This is a genomic window from Methylicorpusculum sp. (genome assembly GCF_030651835.1).
In the GTDB taxonomy this organism is placed as follows: domain Bacteria; phylum Pseudomonadota; class Gammaproteobacteria; order Methylococcales; family Methylomonadaceae; genus Methylicorpusculum.
The window spans coordinates 1-23,360 of the sequence record NZ_JAUSBX010000119.1 but is presented as its reverse complement, the minus strand read 5'-3'; the positions used below and the strand labels follow the sequence as shown (position 1 = coordinate 23,360).

Below are 23,360 nucleotides of genomic sequence, written 5' to 3'. Positions count from 1 at the left end.
AATTAACTTTTGAGTGCTTTTGCTTTTTCTAACGCTTCATCAATAGTACCGACCATATAGAACGCTTGTTCCGGGATTTGGTCGTACTCACCATCGATAATGCCTTTAAATCCGGCAATCGTATCTTTCAGAGAAACATATTTACCTGGAGAACCGGTAAATACTTCCGCAACGAAGAACGGTTGGGACAAGAAACGCTGAATCTTACGAGCTCTGGATACCGTCAGTTTATCTTCTTCAGATAACTCGTCCATACCCAAAATGGCGATAATATCGCGCAACTCTTTGTACCGTTGCAAAATACCTTGTACGCTTCTGGCCACATCGTAATGCTCTTGACCAATAACCAATGGGTCTAATTGGCGGCTGGTAGAATCCAAAGGATCGATTGCAGGATAAATACCCAATTCAGCAATCTGACGTGATAATACGACAGTTGCGTCCAAATGAGCGAAGGTAGTTGCAGGCGACGGGTCGGTCAAATCGTCAGCAGGAACATAGACCGCCTGAATTGAAGTGATAGAACCGGTTTTGGTTGAAGTAATACGCTCTTGCAACACACCCATTTCTTCAGCCAGCGTTGGCTGATAACCTACCGCAGATGGCATCCGACCCAACAACGCCGATACTTCAGTACCTGCCAGCGTATAACGGTAAATGTTATCCACGAAGAACAGAACGTCGCGGCCTTCATCACGGAAATATTCCGCCATGGTCAGACCGGTTAATGCAACCCGCAGCCTGTTTCCTGGCGGCTCGTTCATTTGCCCGTAGACCAGCGAAACTTTGTCGATTACATTCGAATCGGTCATTTCGTGATAGAAATCGTTTCCTTCCCGAGTTCTTTCACCGACACCGGCAAACACCGAATAACCACTGTGCTCGATCGCGATGTTACGGATCAGTTCCATCATGTTGACGGTTTTACCAACCCCGGCACCACCAAACAAACCCACTTTTCCGCCTTTTGTGAAAGGGCAGACCAAGTCGATTACTTTGATACCTGTTTCAAGCAATTCGGTTGCGGCTGCTTGTTCATCGTAACGGGGCGCTTCACGGTGAATACCCCATTTTACTTGTTCGCCTATGGGGCCTTTTTCATCAATCGGCTCACCCAAGACATTCATAATACGACCCAAGGTTTCTTGTCCGACTGGGACAGAAATTGCTGCATGAGTATTATTGACCGCCAAGCCTCTTTTCAGACCGTCGGTTGTACCCATCGCAATGGTTCTGACAACGCCGTCACCCAATTGCTGCTGTACTTCCAGTGTCAGTCCATATTCTTCAACATTCAGTGCGTCATACACTTTTGGCAGGTTTTCGCGTGGAAATTCCACGTCAACAACCGCTCCGATAATCTGTACAATCTTACCCAGACTCATTATGTGGTCCTCTTAACTTTGTGTCGCTTTAATTTGGTTTAAACGGCTGCAGCACCGGCAACAATTTCTGAAATTTCCTGAGTGATAGCGGCTTGTCGTGCTTTGTTGTAAATGAGCTGCAATTCGCTGATAAGATTTCCAGCATTATCCGATGCGCTTTTCATTGCGATCATTCTTGCAGCTTGTTCACAAGCATTGTTTTCGACTAAACCTTGATAGACGATCGATTCAACATACCGGATCAATAAGCTATCCAACAATTCCTTTGCATCAGGCTCGTAGATGTAATCCCAATGACTTTTCAAGTCCTCTTCCAATTCAGTTGCTACAATCGGTAACAATTTTTCTATCGTTGGTTTCTGGGTCATTGTGTTGATGAACTCATTACTGATTACGTAAAGTTCATCAATCCGTCCATCATTGTAGGCATCCAGCATAATCTTGATGATACCGATGATGTCGCTTTGGTGTGGTATGTCGCCCAGCTTGGCAACCTGACCCACCAAATTAGCGCTTAATCGGCTAAAGAATGCGGAACCCTTGCTTCCTATCGAACAAACATCAACTTCTATCTCATCTTTTTCCCAAAGAGATAATTGCGTTAACGCCTTCCTGAAAAGGTTGGAGTTCAAACCTCCGCACAATCCACGGTCAGACGTTATAACAATAATTCCTACTCTCTTAACATCTCGGGTAATCAGAAAAGGATGTTTGTATTCAGGGTTAGCTTGAGCCAAATGCCTGATGATCCGGCTTATCTTTTTAGAATAAGGACGGGTGGCCTGCATTCTATCCCGGGTTTTACGCATTTTGCTCGCAGCGACCATTTCCATCGCCCGCGTGATCTTCTGAGTATTTTTGATACTGACGATCTTTGTACGTATTTCTTTACCAACAGCCATTTGACGACCTATTACCAGGTATGAGTTTTAATAAAGGCTTCTACTGCGTCCTTCATTCCTTGTTTTATCTCATCATTGAAATCGCCTGTCTCGTTGATTTTTTGCATCAACGCGGCATGCTCGGCTTTCATATAACCTTGTAACGCCGATTCGAAATCAAGTACCTTCTTTACATCAATCGTATCCAGATAGCCTTCGTTCGCAGCAAATAACGATATTGCCATTTGCGCTACCGACATTGGGGCGTATTGATTTTGTTTCATCAATTCCGTTACCCGTTGACCGCGCTCGATCTGTTTTCTTGTGCTTTCATCCAGATCAGATGCAAACTGGGCAAACGCCGCTAATTCACGGTATTGAGCCAAATCCAGACGAATACCGCCACCGAGCTTCTTGATAATTTTGGTTTGCGCTGCACCACCAACCCGTGATACCGATAAACCGGCATTTACAGCGGGTCTGATACCTGAGTTGAACAGGTTGGTTTCCAAAAATATCTGCCCGTCAGTGATTGAAATCACGTTGGTAGGTACGAATGCCGATACGTCACCGCCTTGCGTTTCAATAATCGGTAAGGCGGTCAAAGAACCTGTTTTGCCTTTTACCTGGCCATTGGTCAGTTTTTCAACTTCGGCTGCATTGATACGCGCCGCTCTTTCCAATAAACGAGAGTGCAGGTAAAACACATCACCAGGATAGGCTTCTCGACCCGGTGGTCTGCGCAACAACAATGACACTTGACGATAAGCCCAGGCTTGTTTGGTCAAGTCATCGTAAATGATCAACGCATCTTCACCACGATCCCGGAAATATTCGCCCATAGAGCAACCGGTATAAGGCGCGATAAACTGAAGCGCAGCTGATTCAGAAGCCGATGCCGCAACGACAATCGTATGTGCCATCGCACCGTGCTCTTCTAATTTTCTGACTACGTTTGCAATTGAGGAACGTTTTTGACCGATAGCCACATAGATACATTTGATGCCTGTACCTTTCTGGTTGATGATGGCATCAACCGCTATCGCTGTTTTACCTGTTTGACGGTCACCGATGATCAATTCCCGTTGTCCGCGTCCTACCGGAATCATTGCATCGATTGACTTCAACCCTAACTGAACCGGCTGATCAACTGATTGACGTGCAATTACACCGGGCGCGATTTTTTCAATCGGCGAAGATTCAGTAGTCTCAATTGCGCCTTTTCCGTCGATAGGATTACCTAAGGCATCCACAACTCGCCCTAACAAGGCTTCGCCTACGGGTACTTCTAAAATTTTACCGGTACATTTGACGGTAGCGCCTTCGGTAATATGCTGGTAGGCACCCAGTACAACAGCGCCCACCGAATCTCTCTCCAGGTTTAACGCCATGCCGTAGGTGTTGCCGGGAAACTCCAGCATCTCACCCTGCATTGCTTCTGAAAGACCATGGATCCTGACAATACCGTCAGTTACACTGACTACTGTACCTTCTGTATGGGCTTCGACGTTCAGGTCGAAATTTTCGATCTTCTTTTTGATCAGATCACTTATTTCAGATGGGTTTAATTGCATGTTCTGTTTCTCACTCTAGACTTAGAGCCTCTTTGCTAATTGTTGAAGCTGGCCTTTGATGGATCCGTCAATCACCTTGTCGCCTGCTCGCACCACTAAACCGCCAATAAGTGCACGATCGATAAAAATAGTCATGCGTACCTGTTTTTTCAGGTTTCTTTCCAATGTGGCGGTCAGATGATTCAGCTGCTCGTCTGCTATAAAAAACGCAGAAACAACTTCAACATCAATATAACCTTCATCATCGGCTTTCAGCTGGTCGTAAATTTGGGCGATTGCGGGCGCGAGTTTAATCCTATTGTTGTGAACCAGTAGTTTAAGGAAGTTTTGACCTTCCTGATCTAATTGTTCTTGGCAAATATCAAGCACCAGATTTAAAAATCTATCTCTTCCGATTTTCGGATTTTCCGCGGTCTCGGCAATGACATCATCACGCATCACAGTGGCAATGAAAGCCAATGAATCAGACCACTTGGCTGCTGTACCGGTTTCCTTTGCTCTTTTGAATACCGCTTCTGCATAAGGTCTTGCCAGCGTTGCGAGTTCGCTCATTTTGCTTAACCTAGTTGATTAGAAATTTTGCTAACGATTTCCTGATGCTTGCCTTCGTCGATCTCGGCACTCAAAATCTGCTCCGCCGCTTTAATGGCTAACGTAGAGACTTCTTTACGCAACCCTTCTTTCGCTTGCTGTAATTCTTGATCGATTTGTGCTTTGGCTGCAGTCAATAAGCGGTCACCTTCCTGCTTGGCAACTGTTTTTGATTCCTCAACAATCTCGTTCGCCCGTTTTTGAGCCATTGTCACGATGTCGGCAGACTGCTCTTTAGCATTACGTAAAACACCAAGTGCTTTTTTCTCCGCCAATTCCATTTCATGCTGACCTTTTTCGGCAGCAGCCAAACCATCGGCTATTTTCTTTTTCCGCTCTTCCAACGATTGAAACAGTGGGGGCCAAATGTACTTCATGGTGAACCACACCAGAAGTGCAAATGTAATCATTTGCCCGATCAGAGTAGCATTGATACTCATGATGCGTTCCTCTTGTTGCTGTTGTTTGTGGGGAAATTTCTGTTACTTACCAGCTGCTGCTTCTACCGCAGACAGGAATGGATTAGCAAAAGTAAAGAACAACGCAAGACCAACACCAATCATCGTTACCGCGTCCAACAGACCGGCAACAACGAACATTTTTACTTGTAACATGGGTACCATTTCAGGTTGACGCGCTGCGCCTTCCAAAAATTTACCACCCAGCAAACCGAAACCAATCGCAGTACCTAAAGCGCCCATACCCAAAACCAGACCTACTGCAATTGCAGTCATGCCTTGTACGTCAGCAATTAAAGATGCAATTTCCATGATACCTCCAAACGTATGATTAAAATTAGAATGTTAAAAAAATATTAGTGATCTTCGTGCGCCATACTCAGGTAGACAATGGTCAAAACCATGAATATAAATGCTTGTAAAGTGATAATCAAAATATGGAATATTGCCCACGGAAAACTCAAAACGGGTTGAATAAACCATGGCAGTAATGCGATAAGAATAAAAATCAGCTCACCGGCATACAGGTTTCCGAATAACCGTAAAGCCAATGAAATGGGCTTAGCGATTTCCTCGACTACTTTCAGCAATAAGTTAAACGGTAACAGCCAGGGACCGAAAGGCTGAAACATCAGTTCCTTTGCAAAACCCCAAGGACCTTTAACTTTGATACTGTAGAAAATTATCAAGCAGAATACAGAAATGGACATGGCGAATGTCGCGTTTAAATCCGTACTTGGCACAACCCTCAGATAAGTGAGGCCCATCATTGAACCGATCGCCGGCAAAATATCCACCGGAAACAAATCCATAAAATTCCATAGAAAGACCCAACAGAAAATTGTCAGCGCCAAAGGACAAATTAATTCACTTTTCCCATGGAAACTGTCTTTTACCTGAGTATCTACAAACTCGATCAGCATTTCGACAAAGTTTTGTGCCAACCCCGGCACACCCGCAGTTGCCTTGTCAGCAGCCCGTTTAAAAAACCAGATGAACAAACCACCTAAAGCTGCCGAGAAAAACAAGGTATCCAGGTGCAATGTCCAAAAACCTTCACCCACGCTTAGCGGTGTTAAATGGTGAATGATGTATCCGGTTGCCCCTTCGGCTGCATGAGCTTCAGTAGCCATTTTTCCTCTCTCTTAGTGTTTACCAGCGCAAGATCAGCGCAAACCAAAAAACGGACAATGCTGCAACATAACCTGTTAGCAGCGGTAAAAATTCAATATCTGGGAGTTGAAAAACCAAAAAGAACAGCAACGCTGTCAAAATGAGCTTTCCTGATTCCCCGGCATAAAAAGAATTGACAATCTTTTTTGCATTTTGCCCGTTCGCACGAAAAACCCACAAGATGAAATACAGGTTTGGCAAAAACGCGACAATACCACCCATAAAAGGTGAATAGGCAGAGGGTAGCCCTCTGAAAATTGCAAAGCCTGCCGAAGTAACTATTATCAATATGCCCTGTAGAGTTAAAATTTTCGACATGGACGACAATTGATTATCTGCCACGCTTAACCCCGGAACAAAAACACAAAAGATTATATCGTCCAAAGCCTCTTAAATCAATGCACTTTAGACCTCTATAGCGATTATCCGGACACGCGTAAAGAAACAAACTGTTTCTATTTATCAGCAAATACTGTGACCGACCTCGCAATCAAAGAAGCTCTCCAGCAATGTCACTCGCCATAAAGTCCTTAATTTCCTGCTCATGCTCATAATTACCAAACGCCAAACAGAGTTTGACATAAGCGGCCTCAATCGACATATTCCAGACCATCTTCGCACCCGCATCCATTAGTTCATACGTGCTCTGGTAAGCCGCCTCGGACTTGATGGCCGGCGCCAAATAAACAACAAGCCCTTCTTGCCGACAGCGCCTTACAAATGCCACCAGAGAGAATGACTCGCCCCACTGCATTGATGAACAGGCGGTTCCGGAATGATATAAATCGTGCAGCACGGCATCAACTCCCGACAGATCCAGATGCGAATAATTTAATCCTGGATAAGGCTTGATCATCATTATGTTATCTGAAAATACCGGCAGCAGTTTTGGACCATTCGTAATGCAGGGCTTGGGCCTATATTCATTCATCTCGATGAAACCTTGCCCGCCAAACTCCATGTGATGTTTGAATTGAACGCTGATAAAATCACCGCTTAGCTGTAAACTTGACGCCAATCTGACCCCTGAATGCAGATGCATCGTTTGTAACAGATTGCGATAGGGCACAAACACACCGGCTCGCATCTGCCGCTTGATATACTCAACTGCACAGGCAAAATTAGCCAAGCCGTTGGCCCGGCCATCATCGAGCGGATAATTACTGGACACCAACAAAAGCGGCACGGTAATTTTGTTAAAATATAAACCCAGCGCTGCCGCAGTATAAGCGAGTGTATCGGTTCCATGCGTGATGATGATCCCCGCCCATTGATCCGGATTTTCCGCCTCAACTGCATTGATGAGCGTCGTCCATACCCGAGGATGAAGATTTTCACTGAGCATTTGTAGCGGCTGCAGACATTTAAATTGAATCGCCTGCTCGGTATCATGCGCTTTACGATACAAATCAATCAGCTTATAACTGTTGGACGGATCGGTATCTATAGTGCCTTCACTGTTTGAAGACCCTATCGTTCCCCCTGTAAATACGACTAATATGTCTTTCATGTCAAATTCGCTCGTTAGTCATCAATCAAACCAGTCTTTTTAGAAAAATGAAGCTATCTATCATCGTCGCCATGGCCAGCAATAACGCCATAGGCATCAATAACCAATTGCCGTGGCATTTATCAGCCGACCTAAAGCGCTTCAAAAAAATCACCATGGGCTCGCCCATTATCATGGGGCGCCATACCTTTGAGTCAATTGGCCGGCCTTTACCCGGCCGCACAAATATTATCATTTCACGCAACCCTCTTTATCACCAGCCGGGCTGCCTGATGTTCAATGATCCTGATGCCGCATTGGCGCATTTCAAGAATGAACATGAAGTATTTGTTATTGGCGGCGCGTCTTTATACAAGACTATACTGCCCATCGCTGACATTATTTACCTGACTGAAGTTAAACAGTCATTCGAAGGCGATACTTTTTTCCCGGAAATTAACAAGGAGCATTGGCTTGAAACAGCAAGAGAGGATATTGACGATGACCCACTCGTTTCATTTAATTACAGTTTTATTAAATTGATACGTGCCTGACAAAGACTTAATGAGTCACTGCCCAGTCAACGTTCTCATTGCATGAAAGCCTGTCTTTTATTTTTTAACTTAACACCAAGTTGAAAGTGAATAAAATAGGCGTATCATCCAAAACATAAGCGAATGCTTATTTAATGCGTCATGTTAACCGACTTATTGGCTCAATTTAGTGCGCGGAAAACAGCACAAATTTAATTGATCCGATAACTTACAATTTCTTGCATGACTGCATCATTAAACAGGGTTTTTAAACCCCTATAACTAAAAAAGAGAGGAAGGAAAATGCAGACACCCATTAACAACCAAAGACGCCAGTTTCTCCAGTATTCCTTTTTTGGGGCGGCAATGGCCTCATTGCCTGGGCTGACTTTTGCCAATGCCGATCAAATCAAAAGCGAACCTACGCCCAATTTCAATCCCGACATTGAAATTGAGTTTACTGCGCGTCCTTCCTTCGTATCCATTCTAAAAGAGGGCTCTAAAACCAAAGTACAACGCTATTACGGCAAGCTGCTCAAGGGACCCGCAGAGACATTGCATCATTTGGAAGGCAATTACCTTGGCCCCATCCTGAACTTTGTAAAAGGCCAAAAAGTACGCGTTTTCTTTTACAACAAATTGAATGAACCGTCGATTATTCATTGGCATGGCCTGCATGTTCCGCAGAAAAGCGACGGCCACCCGATGTATACCATTCAACCCGGCGAGCGCTATGTATATGAATTTGAAGTAATGAACCGGGCGGGCACCAGTTTTTATCATTCCCACGCTCATGAATTAACCGGTGATCAGGTTTATTTCGGATTAGCCGGGATGATTAAAGTCACTGACGACGAAGAAAAAGCGCTGAACTTGCCTCAAGGCGAATTCGATTTGCCTTTCGTTATTCAGGATCGAAAATTCAATACTGCCAATCAATTGAAATATGTTCACGGCATGATGCAAAAAATGATGGGGTTTTTAGGTGACACCATTGTTATCAATGGCAAAGCCGATGCCGAGTTTTCCGTCAAAACGCGCGCTTATCGATTTAGAGCTTTAAACGGCTCCAACTCAAGAATCTATAAATTGGGCTGGGAAGATGGCACACCACTAACGGCGATTGGCACCGATGCCTGTTTGCTGGAAAAGCCCGAAACCAGGCCTTATATCATGCTCGCCCCTGGAGAAAGAGTCGATTTATGGCTTGACTTCAGTGGCCGAGAAGTAGGTTCCAAGCTCGTTATGTACAGCTTGCCGTTTACCGGCACAATGCCTGCCATGTATGAAAAAATGCATGGCGAACAAGGCGGCATGATGGATCATGGCAAAGACTCCAAACCATCCGGCGACAAGACAAAAAGCCATAAAGGCATGTCCATGGAGAATGGCGACAGCGAAATGAAAGGCATGCAGCACGGTGGGGATGGTGGCATGGGCATGATGAAAATGATGGATCATGGCAATGATTCAAAAAGCGCCGGAGGCCAATCAAATGAGCATGGCAAGATGTCCATGGGAGGCATGGGTGGCATGATGAGTAGCTTGGCACAAGGCGCCAAGTTCCCTATTGCAACCTTCAAAATTACGGCTAAAGCATCTGACTCGCCGGAGCTTCCGTCTCGTCTGGTTAATTTCGAGCGCTTAACTATCAAGGATGTTGATAATTCAAACAAACCAATACCCATTGCCATTTCTGAAAAGCCTATGGCACCTCAGTTAAATGGAAAATCATTTTCAATGGATAAAGTGCTGGACTTTGAAAAAGTTAAATTAGGCTCGATCAAGAAAATAAAAATATTCCATGACCACGGACCCGCAGGAGGAAAGCATGATTCTGAAAGCAAAACCGGCAAACAATCAGAGCATGGCGGCAAAAGCGAGATGAAAGGCATGAAGCATAGCAATGATTCTAAAGCTGCAGCTACAAATGCAGGAGAGCACGGCAATATGCCCATGGGCGGCGACATGAAAGGCATGGATCACAAAGGCGGAGGCATGGGCATGATGGGCGGAATGGATCATGGTCAGGATAGCAAGCGCTCCGCGAACAAAGCCGAAGGCGAACACGGTAGCATGTCGATGGGTGGTGGCATGAAAGGCATGGATCACGAAGGCGGAGGCATGGGCATGATGGGCGGAATGGGAGAAAGCGGCATGATGTTGTCTATGGCACACCCTATCCATCTGCATGGTCAGCAATATCAGGTACTCTCGCGTAAAATCGGACCCATGGGCTCTGACGGTTATGAAACGGTTAAAGACGGCTTCATCGATACTGGCTGGAAAGATACTGTTCTGGTAATGCCCGGTGAAGAGGTTGAAATCTTAAAACCTTTTCAAGACTTTAAGGGCTTGTTTCTCTATCACTGCCATAATCTCGAACACGAAGGACTCGGCATGATGCGGCAATTTTACGTTGAGTAAACCGGAAAGCCCTTCATTCACTTTGATTTTTTGATTATATTCAATTCCGTAAAGCGTTGAAATTCAGCGCTTTACGCTTTTTAAACCTGCCTACTTAAACTCCCTTTGCTTTTCAGTCTGCTGTACTAGCTATCAGCTCCCACTGACTTTAGGAATGGATGGTCTACTCAAAAACCTGTCTTAGATAATTTGCCTCAAGAGCAAGGATAAATGTCGGTTAAAAAGAGTCTTATCAGCTGGAGTAGTTTCATTTAAGCTTAGCTTGCTTTGTCATCCAAACCTTTTAGATTGATTCAAACCATGAAGCCTATTTTTAGCCTTAGCATCTCAACCAAACATTACAAATCCGCTCTTTTTTATTTATCGGCCTCCCTGATAGGCGCTGCTGCCGGTTTTTTTATTTTGTTTCCTATCAATGAATTCGTTTATTACCACGAACATGAAAAGTTTGATGAAAATGCGGTTAATGTCACACGTTTTGTTTTGGGTCAAATGATTGATGCATTGGCCGGTCATTCACCCCAAAAAACCGCCTTTTACGCCATCGTTGGAATGATGTTTGGCCTCACCACTGGAAAAACCTATGCCGTCATGCATAAACGCTGGATACAAATCCAGCAACTGAGCGAGGAACTGGGCAAAGATCTATTGGCATTAATCAGTCAGGGCGAAGGTCCTCTGCTGGAATTTAAATCGTCATTTCGATGGGATATGGAACAAGAGCGGGTTAATCGCGCACTGGAAGGCGTTGTATTAAAAACCTTAGCGGGTTTTATGAATGCCAATGGCGGAACATTGTTGCTTGGGGTAGCCGATGACGGCAGTTTACTGAACTTGAACAAAGACTATCAAACGCTCAAAAAACCAGGCCGTGACGCTTATGAACAACTGATCATGTCAGCAATCGCCAGTCAAATGGGAGCCGACACCTGCCAATTCATACGCATTGTTTTTCATACATTGGATTCTAAAGACATCTGCCGCGTGATCGTGTTACCGGCCAGCCGGCCTGTATTTATCAAGCAAGGCAATGATCCCAAACTGTTTCTGCGCACTGGAGGCGGCACCCGGGAATTGAATGTTCAGGAGGCAATGGAATACATGAAACAGCGTTGGCATAAATAAGCCGATCAGGCTATTTTCGCATTTGGTTTTAATGATCCCTGGCAATGAACAGAGACCCGGTAAACCGGATCACCCAAATGCAAAGCGGTTAGTTCTCCACCCCACAAACATCCGGAATCAATGCAGTAGCAGTTATTCTGGAGACTATAGCCCAGCGAAGACCAATGCCCGAAAATTATAGTAAGACCTGCGCTTTTCCGGTTAGGCACGGCAAACCAAGGTTTTAAACTTTTAGGCTGAGTCCCGGGCGGACCATTGTGCTCAAAATCCAAACGTCCGTTATCGTCACAATAACGCATGCGCGTCATGCAATTGATGATAAAACGCAAGCGGTCATTGCCTTTTAATTGAGAAGTCCAGCTATTGGGCTTATTACCGTACATTTGCTGCAACAGTTCCGGATAATCATCGTGTCGCAAAGCTGATTCAACCAGCCGCGCCATGTCACAAACCGTATCAAAGTCCCATTGCGGCGGTAAACCCGCATGAACCAGACAGAATTGCTCATTGAAATGAAATAAAGGACGGTGTCTTAACCAATCCAACAACTCATCCCGGTCAGGAGACTCCAGAATTTGGCTCAATGAATCTTTTTTACGTTCTGTACGCACCGAATGGGCCATGGCCAGCAGGTGCAAGTCGTGATTACCCAGCACAGTAATCGCGGAATCACCCAGAGACTTCACAAAACGCAAGGTTTCAAGTGATTTTGGTCCGCGATTGACCAAATCCCCGGCAAACCAGAGCTGATCATCATTTTCATTAAATTTTACAGCGTCCAGCAATCTCATCAGATCGTCATAACATCCCTGAATGTCACCAATTGCATAGATAGACATGACTAGTGCAGCGTACGGGGAACCGATAAGGTAAATTTGGGAATGATCGCATTAAAACTTTCACCCTCATCAGAACGCATCGTATATTGCCCTTGCATGATACCGACAGGCGTTTCTATCATCGCCCCGCTGGTATAACGAAAACTTTCCCCAGGCTTGAGATAAGGCTGCTCTCCTATCACTCCCTCGCCACGGACTTCCTGAACCTTACCATTAGCATCGGTGATCAGCCAATGCCTGGTCAGCAATTTTGCCGGTATTGCACCTTGATTCGTGATGGTGATGGTATAAGCAAACACATACCGGTTTGATTCCGGCTGTGACTGGGATTCGATAAATTGCGGAAACGCATGGACCTGTATTTTATTTTTTTCGCTCATGGACAGATGATATATACTCAACACACTTCAAAAAACACAATATCAAGTAACCGTCTAAAAAGACTACCACTCGGAAAATCGCAAGATAAGTTTCAATTGTAAGCCATTCCCCGGATAACTGTGTCATTTCATCGCATAACAAACTCAAACAACTCTTCATTCATGAAAATGAAAAGCGCCATTATCGTTTTGCTGCTGACTTTCACATTTTCAGCGCTGTCAGAAGACGCAAAAGATTTGTTCTCTGCCGCCGTTCAAGGCAAAGAGGACAGAGTCAAAGCACTTTTGGCGCAAGGTATTGATGTCAACAGCCCCGCCTCTGCAGGCAGGACAGCGTTAATGGGCGCAAGTTTTAACGGCAATGTAGGCGTAATCAAAACACTGTTATCATACGGCGCCGATGTGAATATTGCGGATAATCTGGGCAATACGGCGTTGATGAACGCACTGATATTTGGCCGGGAAGAAGTGGTTTCGCTTCTCCTGAAATCTGGTGCCGACGTTAATGCAGCAGACAAGCTGAACATTTCCACGTTGGCCAAAGCTAAAAAGGCAGGACATGCCAATATCATAAAACTACTAGAAGAAGCGGGAGCTAAAGAAGCGGCCGTACTGCCAGACTCGGAACCGCCAGCCGATGGGACAACGCCAGCTGAAGGCCAGCCTCCAGCCGAAGGAACTCCTCCAATAGAGGGACAACCAACACCTGCTGCTGCGTCGCCTCCTGCCACTGATCCCGCACAAAAACCAGGACAGGAGAAAGCCGGGGATGCAAAGCCCCCGGAACCGAAAAAATAAACAACTACATTGCGGATGCCGTATTAATTTGATTTGTACTTAATTCGTAACTGCTCGCCCGCTTGAAATAGAGGGTGTAGGCGCTTGATTGAAAAGGCCTCTGCAACAGGGTTGTTGCAGAGAGCTACAGGGATGGTTTCATGCGTCCTTTGAAATCAAGTACCTACGCCTAATATAATGGAAAGGAGTGAGCCGATACCTTAATTAAAACTTAATTTCTAACTAGTGATAAAAGGACCTACTTTGCATATTCATATTCTTGGTATTTGCGGAACATTTATGGGCGGACTCGCACTGATTGCCAGAGCGTTAGGGCATCAAGTCAGCGGTTCCGATCAAAATGTCTACCCGCCTATGAGCACTCAGCTCGAGGAGCAGGGTATCCTGCTTATGGAAGGTTACAGCGCCGATAATATTAAGAACAAACCTGATCTGGTTATTATCGGTAATGCCTTATCGCGCGGCAATCCGGAAGTTGAGGCGGTCTTGAACGCCGGTTTGCGTTATGTGTCCGGCCCGCAATGGCTGGCGGAGCATGTGTTACAAGATAAATGGGTGCTGGGTGTAGCAGGAACTCACGGCAAAACAACGACAACCAGCATGCTGAGCTGGATTCTCGAATGCCAGGGGTTTAACCCCGGTTTTCTGATTGGCGGCATTCCGCTTAATTTCGGCATTTCGGCCCGTTTAGGTGAATCTTCATTTTTCGTAATTGAAGCCGATGAGTATGATTCGGCATTTTTTGATAAGCGCTCAAAATTTGTTCACTACCGGCCGCGAACTGCCATTTTGAACAATCTGGAATTTGATCACGCCGATATTTTTCCGGATCTGGATGCGATCAAAAAACAATTTCATCATTTGGTTAGAACCGTTCCAAGTGAAGGTCTTATCATTGCCCCAGGCAACGATGCCAATGTGGGTGACGTCCTGACCATGGGCTGCTGGACGCCGGTGCAATTAACATCGGTTGACGGCGAAGCCCAGTGGAATGCCGCTCTTTTAAAAGAGGATGGCAGTCAGTTTTTGCTGTACTTGGCAGGAAAAGAGCAAGGTTTAGTGGACTGGTCACTGACGGGGGATCACAATGTCTATAACGCGCTGTCCGCAGTCGCCGCGGCCCACCATGTCGGTATTCACCCTGCCGATGCGATCACGGCGTTAAGTACTTTCAAAAACGTCAAACGCCGAATGGAAGTGTTAGCCACTATCAAGGGTGTGACGCTTTACGACGATTTTGCTCACCACCCTACAGCAATTCAGACAACATTGGATGGCTTGCGCAAACAAGTCGGAAACGAACGCATCATTGCCATTGTTGAACCTCGTTCGAACACGATGCGCCTGGGTATACACACGCGCACGCTGGCAGAATCCTTAAATCAGGCTGACTTGGCGATCATTTATCAGCCCGAAAATCTTAATTGGGATTTAACGGCACTTACACACTATGCCAATAACATTTTGATCTGTCCGACCGTGGACGAAATCATTGCTAAACTGAAATTTGAATCCCGTTACGGCGGACATTTTGTGCTCATGAGCAACGGTAGTTTTGGCGGCATTTATCAAAGACTTTTAAATGCTCTGTCGGAATCCTGAGCGGCAATTTTTTAAAATTGGTCTAAACATTCGGAGTAAGCCAACGCTCTGAATCCGGCTTATCAGAGATGATCATGCAAAAACTGAGTTTCCATTACTGGAGTGCACTATGACGACACCCTTTCGATTTTTGCTCATCACACTCTGCTTAGCCACCGGATTGGCTCTTGCAGAACCTCTCAAGCAGGATCAGATACCGGCCCCCTTAAAACCCTGGGTCGATTGGGTTTTAAAAGATCATCAGAACCTTGACTGCCCTTTTCTTTACAACAACTACGAACAAAAACGTTGCAGCTGGCCATCCCAGCTTTCACTCTCACTCACGCCCAAAGGGGCAAATTTTAAAGCCGGATGGCAAGTCGACAATGAGAGCTGGATAGTTTTACCCGGTGATAATCTCCATTGGCCGCAAGGGGTAACGGTCGATCAGAAAACCGCGCTGGTCACCCTCAGAGATAACCGACCCATGATCAAATTGACCGCCGGCTATTACGAGGTTGCCGGTCATTTTTTTTGGGATAACATTCCCGAAACGCTGAGAATCCCAGATGATACAGGCTTGATTTCACTGATTATCAATGACAAAAGCGTAACTTCGCCGCTCATCAAGCAAGGCCAACTGTGGCTGAAAGGCAGCGAAAACGGTGTTAAAAACCCGGAAAGCCTGCAAGATAGTCAAACGCTGCAGGTTTTTAGACAGTGGATCGATGAAGTGCCGACTCAGATGGTCACCCACATCGATATCGATGTTACCGGCACTGCGCGCGAACTTAAACTGAACACACCTTTATTGGAAGGTTTTGTTCCTTTCCAGATGGACAGTTCATTACCCGCCCGGCTGGAACCTGATGGTACCTTGTTGATTCAGGCCCGTCCGGGCCGATGGAGTATGGACATCTGGACCCGTCGCTCAGAAGCCGCGAAGCCTGTCGTTTTCAGTCCAAATGACACCAACTGGCCCCAAACCGAGATTTGGGTTTTTAATGCACGCCCTGCTTTACGCGTTGTTGAAATCGAAAGCCTCACTGCGATTGATCCTTCTCAAACGAACTTACCCGCGGCATGGAAGCAGTTGCCCGCTTACAACATCACAGCAGGTCAATCTTTCAGTTTTAAAATCATTCGCCGCGGCGATGCAGAACAGCAACCGAATCAATTAAGTCTGACCCGGAAGCTCTGGCTGGACTTCGACGGCCGGGGCTATACCGTAAACGACCGGATTACCGGCATGCTATCTCGCGGCTGGCGACTGGACGCTCAACCCGGCATACAGTTAGGCAAAGTCAGCCTGGATGGTCAAAATCAATTAATTACGGTCAATAAAACCAATGCAAAAGAAGGTGTTGAAGTCAGAAAAGGTTCGATTGTCTTGGATGCAGACAGCAGAATAACCGATCACATCAGCACAATTAAGGCAGTAGGTTGGGATCAGGGCTTTAGCCAGGTCAGCGCTGAACTTAACCTTCCCCCCGGCTGGCGGCTGATTGCAGCAGGAGGTGTCGATAATGCGCCGGATAGCTGGCTCTCGCGATGGACTTTACTGGATTTATTCCTGGTGCTTATCGCTGCATTGGCTACTGCCAAGCTATGGAATTACAGCTGGGGTGCACTGGCTTTGGTGACGCTTATTCTGATCTGGCATGAACCTGGAGCCCCTCAATGGGTATGGCTCAATATCCTGGCGTCCATAGCACTTATCAGAGTATTACCGGAAGGTAAGTTTCTTACCCTGGTTAAAGGTGCCCGCAATGCGCTTGGCCTGTATCTGGTTGTTGTGACCATCCCTTTTATGATTGCTCAAGTCCGGATGGGTCTTTATCCGCAACTCGAACAGCCGTGGCAAACCATTCAGGTTCAAGATTATGCTGCTGGAGGCAGCCCCTCAATGGAAGCTTCCGAGGCTTTGAGCGATATGGCTATGGCACCGGCACCTTCTTCTGCACCTCAATCTAAAATGCGCAGCCTATCCAATACCACTAAAGGTGCTTACTATGCATCCCCCAATCAGAATTTAGCCCAGACTGATCCTAATGCACGGATTCAAACCGGACCGGGCCTGCCTCAGTGGCAATGGCGTAAAGTTCAATTATCCTGGAATGGCTGGGTCGATAGCCAACAAGCCATCAGCCTATGGTATTTGTCACCGGCAATGTCCATGTTGCTGAACTTTATCAGAGTTATTCTGATTGTGTTACTCGGGCTATTGCTGTTCGGTTTGAATCTTAATCTCAAGCTGTTCAAAACCAGGCTCCCGGGACTTGCAGGCTTAATGCTTTTGCCGTTGCTATCGCTTCCAAGCCAGGATACCTTTGCGGCTTTTCCCGATCCCGCATTGCTGGAGGAACTTAAAAACAGGATGCTGGAAGCCCCTGACTGCTTGCCCGGATGTGCTCAGATTTCTCATATGCAACTGACTCTATCCGCTCAGAATTTAAATATCGAGCTGGAAATTCATGCAGAACAAGCTGTAAGCCTGCCTTTACCGGCACAAAACGAACAATGGTTTCCGAATCAGGTGCTGGTAGACGGTAAACCCGCAACTTCTTTATTTAGCACAGACAACAACTTGTGGCTGGGATTAACAAAAGGCCGACATTCAGTCACGATGAGTGGAGTTGCCCCTGTATTGTCAAAATTCACATTGCCTCTGAGTTTAAATCCCAACTACACTGAAATAAGCCTTTCGGGGTGGGAAGTGAATGGGCTCCATGAAAATGGGTCAACAGACGGCCAATTGCAATTTACCCGAGTGCAACAACTAAACGGAATAACTAAAACAGCGACACTGGAACCCGGCGTTCTCCCGCCATTTGTCAAAGTCGAACGGTTTTTAACTCTAGGACTGGATTGGCGAATTACGACTCAAGTCATTCGTATGTCTCCACCTGGAACGGCAATTGTACTAGCCCTTCCTCTGATTAACGGAGAGGCCGTCACAACGGCAGGTATACGAGTCAACGATAAGACGGTTCAAGTCAACATGACCGCTGATCAAATGGTCCTGCGCTGGGATTCAGTTCTGGAAAAAGCGGATGCCATTCAATTGACAGCAGCGGATACTCAGGACTGGATTGAAGTATGGCGCGCCGATATTAGTCCGATCTGGCACATTGAAACCAGCGGTATCGCCATGATGCACATTGATAAACAAGGCTATTGGCAACCTGAATGGCATCCTTGGCCGGGTGAAAAACTTGAAATTCAGGTAACCCGGCCGGAAGCGATTAAAGGTCAGACTGTTACCATTGAAAGTAGCCGATTAAGTACGCAACCCGGGCAACGTTCACGTCAGGTAGATCTGCAATTAACCATAAACAGTTCCCTGGGAACCCAGCACACCCTAAAACTGCCACTGGACGTTGAGCTGGAATCCGTTATTATCCAGGGCTCCAGTCAACCGGTTCGCGCCAAAGACGGATTGGTGACCTTGCCTTTAAGCCCGGGTAAACAAAGCATTAGCCTAAGATGGCAAGAACCTGAAAGCCTCTCCTTTCGCATGGATACTTCGAAGGTGGATTTGGGTTTGCCCAGCGTTAATGCCGATCTGCAAGTCATTCTCGGCCAGGATAGATGGATTTTATATACCTTGGGCCCAAAGTTTGGCCCGGCAGTTCTGCTTTGGGGCGTATTGATTGTGCTTGCCGGGCTGGCGATGGGTCTGGGTAAAATTGCCTTAACGCCGATAAAGCATTGGCAATGGCTGCTTTTGTTGATCGGATTAAGTCAGGTCTCCATCCTGTCAGGTTTGATCGTAGTCTTGTGGCTCATTGCATTGGGGGCAAAAGCTCAATATCCTGAATCCAGTAGCCGATTTTTCAATGCCTTGCAGGTGGGTCTGGGCGCATTGACCCTGATTTCATTAACAATTTTATTTATAGCAGTCGAACAGGGTTTGCTGGGAGCGCCGGACATGCAAATCATCGGCAATCAATCTTCGGCTTACTCTCTAAAATGGTATCAGGATAGAAGTGATGCTCAACTACCTATTGCAACCGTGTTTTCGGTCCCGTTAATTGTTTATCGGATACTGATGCTGGCCTGGTCACTGTGGTTGGCCATCTCTCTATTGAATTGGTTGAAATGGGGCTGGAACTGTTTTTCAAAAGGAGGCGTTTGGAAAAAAGCACCTGTCAAACCGAAGCTCATGTCCGAATCAGAACCGACAGCATCCACCGCTGAGAATGAGCGTGAATAGCCCTCAAACATACGGTTATCTCATTTTAATTTTTAATTAAATTTCAACGACTTATAACGCCTCATCTTCTGTAAGTCAGATTATTTATTCATCATTTGGTCCTTCCTTTAATCAAAGACGCTTATTACATGAAAGTTGTAATATAATCACCGGTTTGCAGTTGCCCGCTCAATTGACGCGGCAAATAATAAAATGCGAAGGCAATCCGTTTGACCGTTCGCATAACTACACGATGAGGGGAGACAATTACAATGTGTTGGAGTGGTGAAGCATCAACCGTGCTGGCAGCAGCCGGGTTGACAACAGCGCTTTATGTGGCGAGAAAAGGCGAATCCAAAGAATTATGGATTCCGCTAACTTATTTTGCATTGATGGAGTTACTTCAGGCGGCTACGTATATTTATATCGATGAATGCAGTGATCCCAATAATCAGGTCTTGACGTTGCTTGGGTATCTTCACATCGCGTTTCAACCATTTTTTGTAAATATGGTCGCCATGTACTTCATACCGGAAAGTGTGAAGCTGAAAATACGAACGACGGTCTATACCATTTGTGCTATAGGCACACTTGCCATGCTTATTAAAATGTTCCCGTTTGATTGGGCAGGTAAATGTAATATCGGCATTGAGGGTTTTTGCGGAGCGGGGACATGCTCTGTTTCCGGCGATTGGCATATCGCCTGGCAAATGCCATTAAACGGTATTATGTCGGAACCGGTTCAATGGTTATTCGGCTTCAATTGGGGACTGCACGCGTTTTCTTATATTCTGGTCGCATTTTATTTGCCGCTAATGTACGGTTCTTGGCGTTTTGTGGGCTTTCATTATTTGATAGGGCCTCTAGTTTCCGACCTGACCACTACCGATCCCAACGAGTATTGTGCCGTATGGTGTCTTTTTTCAATTGCGTTATGTGTCTCAGTTATTAAAACCCCGATAAGAAAGCATTTACACGTCAAAAAGTGGCCGTTTTATCAAAGACAGGTTTCAGACGCTTTATAATTCCGATTAAGTCATTTGATGCAGCGCAAAGTCACTGCATCAAATGGCAGTTTTAAAAACATCAATCTAGGCCGTGACTACTTTCTGTCAGTTACCGTCTGCACTTTACAGGGCTAGGGCCCGACTCTATAAGGCGATCTCATGCTCAGCTATCGACACGGATTCCACGCCGGAAATTTTGCAGACGTGCTAAAACACAGCCTGATAAGCTTGGCAATCACTTCGCTAAATCAAAAGGATAAACCTTATGTGTATATCGATACGCATGCCGGTGCTGGTCGTTATTTATTAAAATCAGCCTACGCCGAAAAAACCGGTGAATACCTTCGTGGTATTGCTCGAATATGGCAGCTTAAAGATGTTCCACCGGTATTAAGCAGCTACTTAGGCGTGATTAAATCACTGAACATGGGCAAGTCATTAATTCATTACCCCGGCTCTCCTGCATTAGTCAAAAAACTTATAAGGCATCAAGACCGGATGCAATTAAGCGAATTACATAGCAGTGATTTTCCGTTGTTGCTCGATTTGTTCAAAGGCGATAAACAAGTCACAGTCAACAAGGAGGACGGACCTAACTCTTTAATTAAAAAACTGCCTCCCATTCAAAAACGGGGCCTCATTCTGATAGACCCCAGCTACGAATTAAAGGAAGACTATCGTCTCGTTGTAGAAACACTTGTGGCAGCTCTTAACCGATTTGCGACAGGTATCTATGGTTTGTGGTATCCAGTAATAGACCGGGGGATAACTGAAAACTTGATGAAAAAATTGATTGCCACGGGTATCCGCCGGCAATTACGTATTGAGTTTTGCCCTGAACCCGACTCATCCAGGCCCGGTATGACGGGTTGTGGCATGTTATTCATTAATCCGCCCTGGCAACTGGAAAGCCAAGCTAGAGAGCTATTACTCTTGCTCAATAAACACCTGGCAAATGATGAAGGTTGCTGGAAAGTCGATTGGCAAGTGCCGGAATAAACATTGTGATTCTTCATACTTTAACTACGCCGCCTCGCCGCCTGAATTTACTAAGTCATTGATACTCTATGATTCGAATTACCGAAATTAAATTGCCTCTTGATCATGATGAGATCGCCTTAAAAAGTGCGATCATCAACAAACTCAATATTTCTGAAGACGAATTATTATCTTATAACGTCTTTAAACGCAGTTACGATGCGCGTAAAAAAGGCCATATTTGTTTTATATATTCCGTAGACATTAATACCTCCGACGACGACGCTTTGTTGAAACACTTTGCCAATGACATGTGCGTGAGACCTACGCCGGATATGACTTATCGTTTTGTAGCCAAGGCACCCTCGTCACTCAAACACCAACCTATTGTAATAGGCACCGGACCCTGCGGTTTGTTTAGCGCTCTGATTCTGGCACAAATGGGATTTAAGCCGATTGTTCTTGAGCGAGGCAAAGCGGTGCGTGAACGGACAGTTGATACTTTCGGTTTATGGAGAAAGAGGCAGTTCAATCAGGAATCTAATGTACAGTTTGGAGAAGGGGGGGCAGGCACATTCTCAGACGGCAAGTTGTATAGTCAAATCAAAGACCCTCAGTTTCGTGGCAGAAAAGTTTTGACTGAATTTGTAAAAGCAGGGGCGCCCGATGAAATTCTATATGTAAACAAACCTCACATTGGTACCTTCAGGTTGGTTACGATGGTTGAAAATATGCGGGCCGAAATTGAATCACTGGGTGGAATAATTCGATTTCAGAGCAAAGTAGAGGATATTAACATCGAGAATGGTCAGGTGCAGGGCGTCACGCTTTCAAGTGGCGAATTTATAGCCAGCGATCATGTGGTATTAGCCGTTGGTCACAGTGCGCGTGATACATTCAAAATGTTGTTTGAGCGTGGCGTTTATATTGAGTCCAAACCGTTTTCTATCGGATTTCGTATTGAACATCCTCAAACAATGATTGATCAGTGCCGATTTGGGCCTCAAGCGGGAAATCCACTTTTGGGTGCCGCAGATTATAAACTGGTACATCATTGCAGCAACGGCAGAACGGTTTATAGTTTTTGCATGTGTCCAGGAGGCACCGTTGTAGCAGCAACATCTGAACCTGGTCATGTAGTTACAAATGGAATGAGTCAATATTCACGCAATGAGCGAAATGCCAACAGCGCAATCGTTGTAGATATCTCACCGGATGATTATCCTGATAGCCCGTTAGCCGGCGTTGACTTTCAACGTAAATGGGAAAAGTTAGCGTTTGAATTGGGGGGTGGAAATTATAATGCGCCTGCTCAGCTAGTCGGTGATTTTCTTGCTGGCAAACCCTCAGTTCAATTGGGTTCAGTAATACCTTCTTATACGCCCGGAATAAACTTATGCGATATCTCTCAATGTCTGCCTGATTATGTGATTACTGCGATTCGAGAAGCCTTACCTGAATTTGATAAATTGATTAAGGGATTTGCTATGAATGATGCAATTTTGACCGGTGTAGAAACACGAACGTCATCCCCGATTAGAATTAAAAGAAATGATTCACTTCAAAGTCTAAATACAGCTGGACTTTATCCTGCTGGAGAAGGAGCAGGTTATGCAGGAGGAATATTATCCGCTGCAGTGGATGGGATCAAAATTGCCGAAGCAGTTGCTCTTTCCATGATGAACAGTTAATAAAATGTATCGGCTTCCACTCTTATTTTATTGAGGACTTGAAATACAGGGCCGCGAGAAAATTGAGATCAAAAAAAAACCCCACCGAGGGATAAACCTGGATGGGGTTTGCTGTAAGAGCCTGGCGATTCCCTACTTTCGCATGGCAAACTGCCACACTATCATTGGCGCTAAGCGGTTTCACTGCCGAGTTCGGGATGGGATCGGGTGGGCCACGCTCGCTATGGTCACCAGGCAAACTGGTTTGGCAGGTCA

The 23,360-nt window shown here is 45.7% G+C and carries 20 protein-coding genes and 1 rRNA gene; 9 read left to right on the top strand and 12 right to left on the bottom strand.

Annotated elements, in window-relative coordinates:
• Nucleotides 1–2: 2 nt before the first annotated feature.
• From atpD to Q7V32_RS15465, 9 genes are all read right to left on the bottom strand, one after another.
• Nucleotides 3–1,385, bottom strand: a complete 1,383-nt coding sequence (atpD, locus tag Q7V32_RS15505) for a F0F1 ATP synthase subunit beta (RefSeq protein ID WP_304897883.1) — start codon at nucleotides 1,383–1,385, stop codon at nucleotides 3–5.
• 38 nt (nucleotides 1,386–1,423) lie between these two features.
• Entirely contained in the window at nucleotides 1,424–2,287 is an 864-nt protein-coding gene (atpG, locus tag Q7V32_RS15500; RefSeq protein WP_304897882.1) for a F0F1 ATP synthase subunit gamma, read from the bottom strand.
• A gap of 11 nt (nucleotides 2,288–2,298) precedes the next feature.
• On the bottom strand, nucleotides 2,299–3,840 hold the full coding sequence (atpA, locus tag Q7V32_RS15495; protein ID WP_304897881.1) for a F0F1 ATP synthase subunit alpha: 1,542 nt from the start codon (nucleotides 3,838–3,840) through the stop codon (nucleotides 2,299–2,301).
• Between the two features lie 21 nt (nucleotides 3,841–3,861).
• Nucleotides 3,862–4,392, bottom strand: coding sequence for a F0F1 ATP synthase subunit delta (locus Q7V32_RS15490; RefSeq protein ID WP_304897880.1), 531 nt, complete (start codon nucleotides 4,390–4,392; stop codon nucleotides 3,862–3,864).
• A 5-nt stretch (nucleotides 4,393–4,397) separates the two neighbouring features.
• Nucleotides 4,398–4,871 (bottom strand): F0F1 ATP synthase subunit B, encoded by a 474-nt coding sequence (locus Q7V32_RS15485; protein ID WP_304897879.1) that lies wholly within the window; start codon nucleotides 4,869–4,871, stop codon nucleotides 4,398–4,400.
• Nucleotides 4,872–4,913: 42 nt separating this feature from the next.
• The gene (atpE, locus tag Q7V32_RS15480) at nucleotides 4,914–5,201 is read right to left on the bottom strand and encodes a F0F1 ATP synthase subunit C (RefSeq protein ID WP_159657017.1); all 288 of its coding nucleotides are present in this window, start codon (nucleotides 5,199–5,201) and stop codon (nucleotides 4,914–4,916) included.
• A gap of 44 nt (nucleotides 5,202–5,245) precedes the next feature.
• Nucleotides 5,246–6,022 (bottom strand): F0F1 ATP synthase subunit A, encoded by a 777-nt coding sequence (gene atpB / locus Q7V32_RS15475; RefSeq protein ID WP_304897878.1) that lies wholly within the window; start codon nucleotides 6,020–6,022, stop codon nucleotides 5,246–5,248.
• Nucleotides 6,023–6,041: 19 nt separating this feature from the next.
• Nucleotides 6,042–6,404 carry an ATP synthase subunit I gene (locus Q7V32_RS15470; protein ID WP_304897877.1) on the bottom strand — a complete coding sequence of 121 codons (363 nt, stop codon included), beginning with the start codon at nucleotides 6,402–6,404 and terminating at the stop codon, nucleotides 6,042–6,044.
• Between the two features lie 148 nt (nucleotides 6,405–6,552).
• A complete protein-coding gene (locus tag Q7V32_RS15465; RefSeq protein WP_304897876.1) occupies nucleotides 6,553–7,572 on the bottom strand; it encodes an asparaginase in 1,020 nt (339 codons plus the stop codon).
• A 47-nt stretch (nucleotides 7,573–7,619) separates the two neighbouring features.
• On the opposite strand from Q7V32_RS15465, the gene Q7V32_RS15460 reads away from it, so the two are divergent.
• The 3 genes from Q7V32_RS15460 (at nucleotide 7,620) to Q7V32_RS15450 (ending at nucleotide 11,636) form a co-directional block, all read left to right on the top strand.
• On the top strand, nucleotides 7,620–8,105 hold the full coding sequence (locus Q7V32_RS15460; protein ID WP_304897875.1) for a dihydrofolate reductase: 486 nt from the start codon (nucleotides 7,620–7,622) through the stop codon (nucleotides 8,103–8,105).
• Between the two features lie 282 nt (nucleotides 8,106–8,387).
• Nucleotides 8,388–10,511: a multicopper oxidase family protein gene (locus Q7V32_RS15455; protein ID WP_304897874.1), complete on the top strand. Its 2,124-nt coding sequence runs from the start codon at nucleotides 8,388–8,390 to the stop codon at nucleotides 10,509–10,511.
• A 300-nt stretch (nucleotides 10,512–10,811) separates the two neighbouring features.
• The gene (locus tag Q7V32_RS15450) at nucleotides 10,812–11,636 is read left to right on the top strand and encodes a helix-turn-helix domain-containing protein (RefSeq protein ID WP_304897873.1); all 825 of its coding nucleotides are present in this window, start codon (nucleotides 10,812–10,814) and stop codon (nucleotides 11,634–11,636) included.
• Between the two features lie 5 nt (nucleotides 11,637–11,641).
• On the opposite strand, the gene Q7V32_RS15445 is transcribed toward Q7V32_RS15450, so the two are convergent.
• Together Q7V32_RS15445 and apaG are read right to left on the bottom strand one after the other, a co-directional pair.
• Nucleotides 11,642–12,475, bottom strand: coding sequence for a symmetrical bis(5'-nucleosyl)-tetraphosphatase (locus Q7V32_RS15445; RefSeq protein ID WP_304897872.1), 834 nt, complete (start codon nucleotides 12,473–12,475; stop codon nucleotides 11,642–11,644).
• 2 nt (nucleotides 12,476–12,477) lie between these two features.
• The gene (gene apaG, locus Q7V32_RS15440; protein ID WP_304897871.1) at nucleotides 12,478–12,855 is read right to left on the bottom strand and encodes a Co2+/Mg2+ efflux protein ApaG; all 378 of its coding nucleotides are present in this window, start codon (nucleotides 12,853–12,855) and stop codon (nucleotides 12,478–12,480) included.
• A gap of 162 nt (nucleotides 12,856–13,017) precedes the next feature.
• Here apaG and Q7V32_RS15435 point away from each other — a divergent pair, with 162 nt between their 5' ends.
• The 6 genes from Q7V32_RS15435 (at nucleotide 13,018) to Q7V32_RS15410 (ending at nucleotide 23,105) form a co-directional block, all read left to right on the top strand.
• Complete coding sequence (locus Q7V32_RS15435; RefSeq protein ID WP_304897870.1) at nucleotides 13,018–13,653, top strand: ankyrin repeat domain-containing protein; 636 nt, start codon at nucleotides 13,018–13,020, stop codon at nucleotides 13,651–13,653.
• Nucleotides 13,654–13,896: 243 nt separating this feature from the next.
• Nucleotides 13,897–15,255 (top strand): UDP-N-acetylmuramate:L-alanyl-gamma-D-glutamyl-meso-diaminopimelate ligase, encoded by a 1,359-nt coding sequence (gene mpl / locus Q7V32_RS15430; RefSeq protein ID WP_304897869.1) that lies wholly within the window; start codon nucleotides 13,897–13,899, stop codon nucleotides 15,253–15,255.
• Between the two features lie 109 nt (nucleotides 15,256–15,364).
• Nucleotides 15,365–19,450, top strand: a complete 4,086-nt coding sequence (locus tag Q7V32_RS15425; protein ID WP_304897868.1) for a hypothetical protein — start codon at nucleotides 15,365–15,367, stop codon at nucleotides 19,448–19,450.
• Between the two features lie 251 nt (nucleotides 19,451–19,701).
• The gene (locus tag Q7V32_RS15420; RefSeq protein ID WP_159657037.1) at nucleotides 19,702–20,454 is read left to right on the top strand and encodes a DUF5765 domain-containing protein; all 753 of its coding nucleotides are present in this window, start codon (nucleotides 19,702–19,704) and stop codon (nucleotides 20,452–20,454) included.
• 141 nt (nucleotides 20,455–20,595) lie between these two features.
• Nucleotides 20,596–21,435 (top strand): 23S rRNA (adenine(2030)-N(6))-methyltransferase RlmJ, encoded by an 840-nt coding sequence (locus Q7V32_RS15415; RefSeq protein ID WP_304897867.1) that lies wholly within the window; start codon nucleotides 20,596–20,598, stop codon nucleotides 21,433–21,435.
• A 68-nt stretch (nucleotides 21,436–21,503) separates the two neighbouring features.
• Nucleotides 21,504–23,105, top strand: a complete 1,602-nt coding sequence (locus tag Q7V32_RS15410) for an NAD(P)/FAD-dependent oxidoreductase (RefSeq protein WP_304897866.1) — start codon at nucleotides 21,504–21,506, stop codon at nucleotides 23,103–23,105.
• A gap of 119 nt (nucleotides 23,106–23,224) precedes the next feature.
• Here the strand turns inward: Q7V32_RS15410 and rrf are convergent.
• Nucleotides 23,225–23,340 (bottom strand): 5S ribosomal RNA (rrf, locus tag Q7V32_RS15405).
• Nucleotides 23,341–23,360 lie beyond the last annotated feature (20 nt).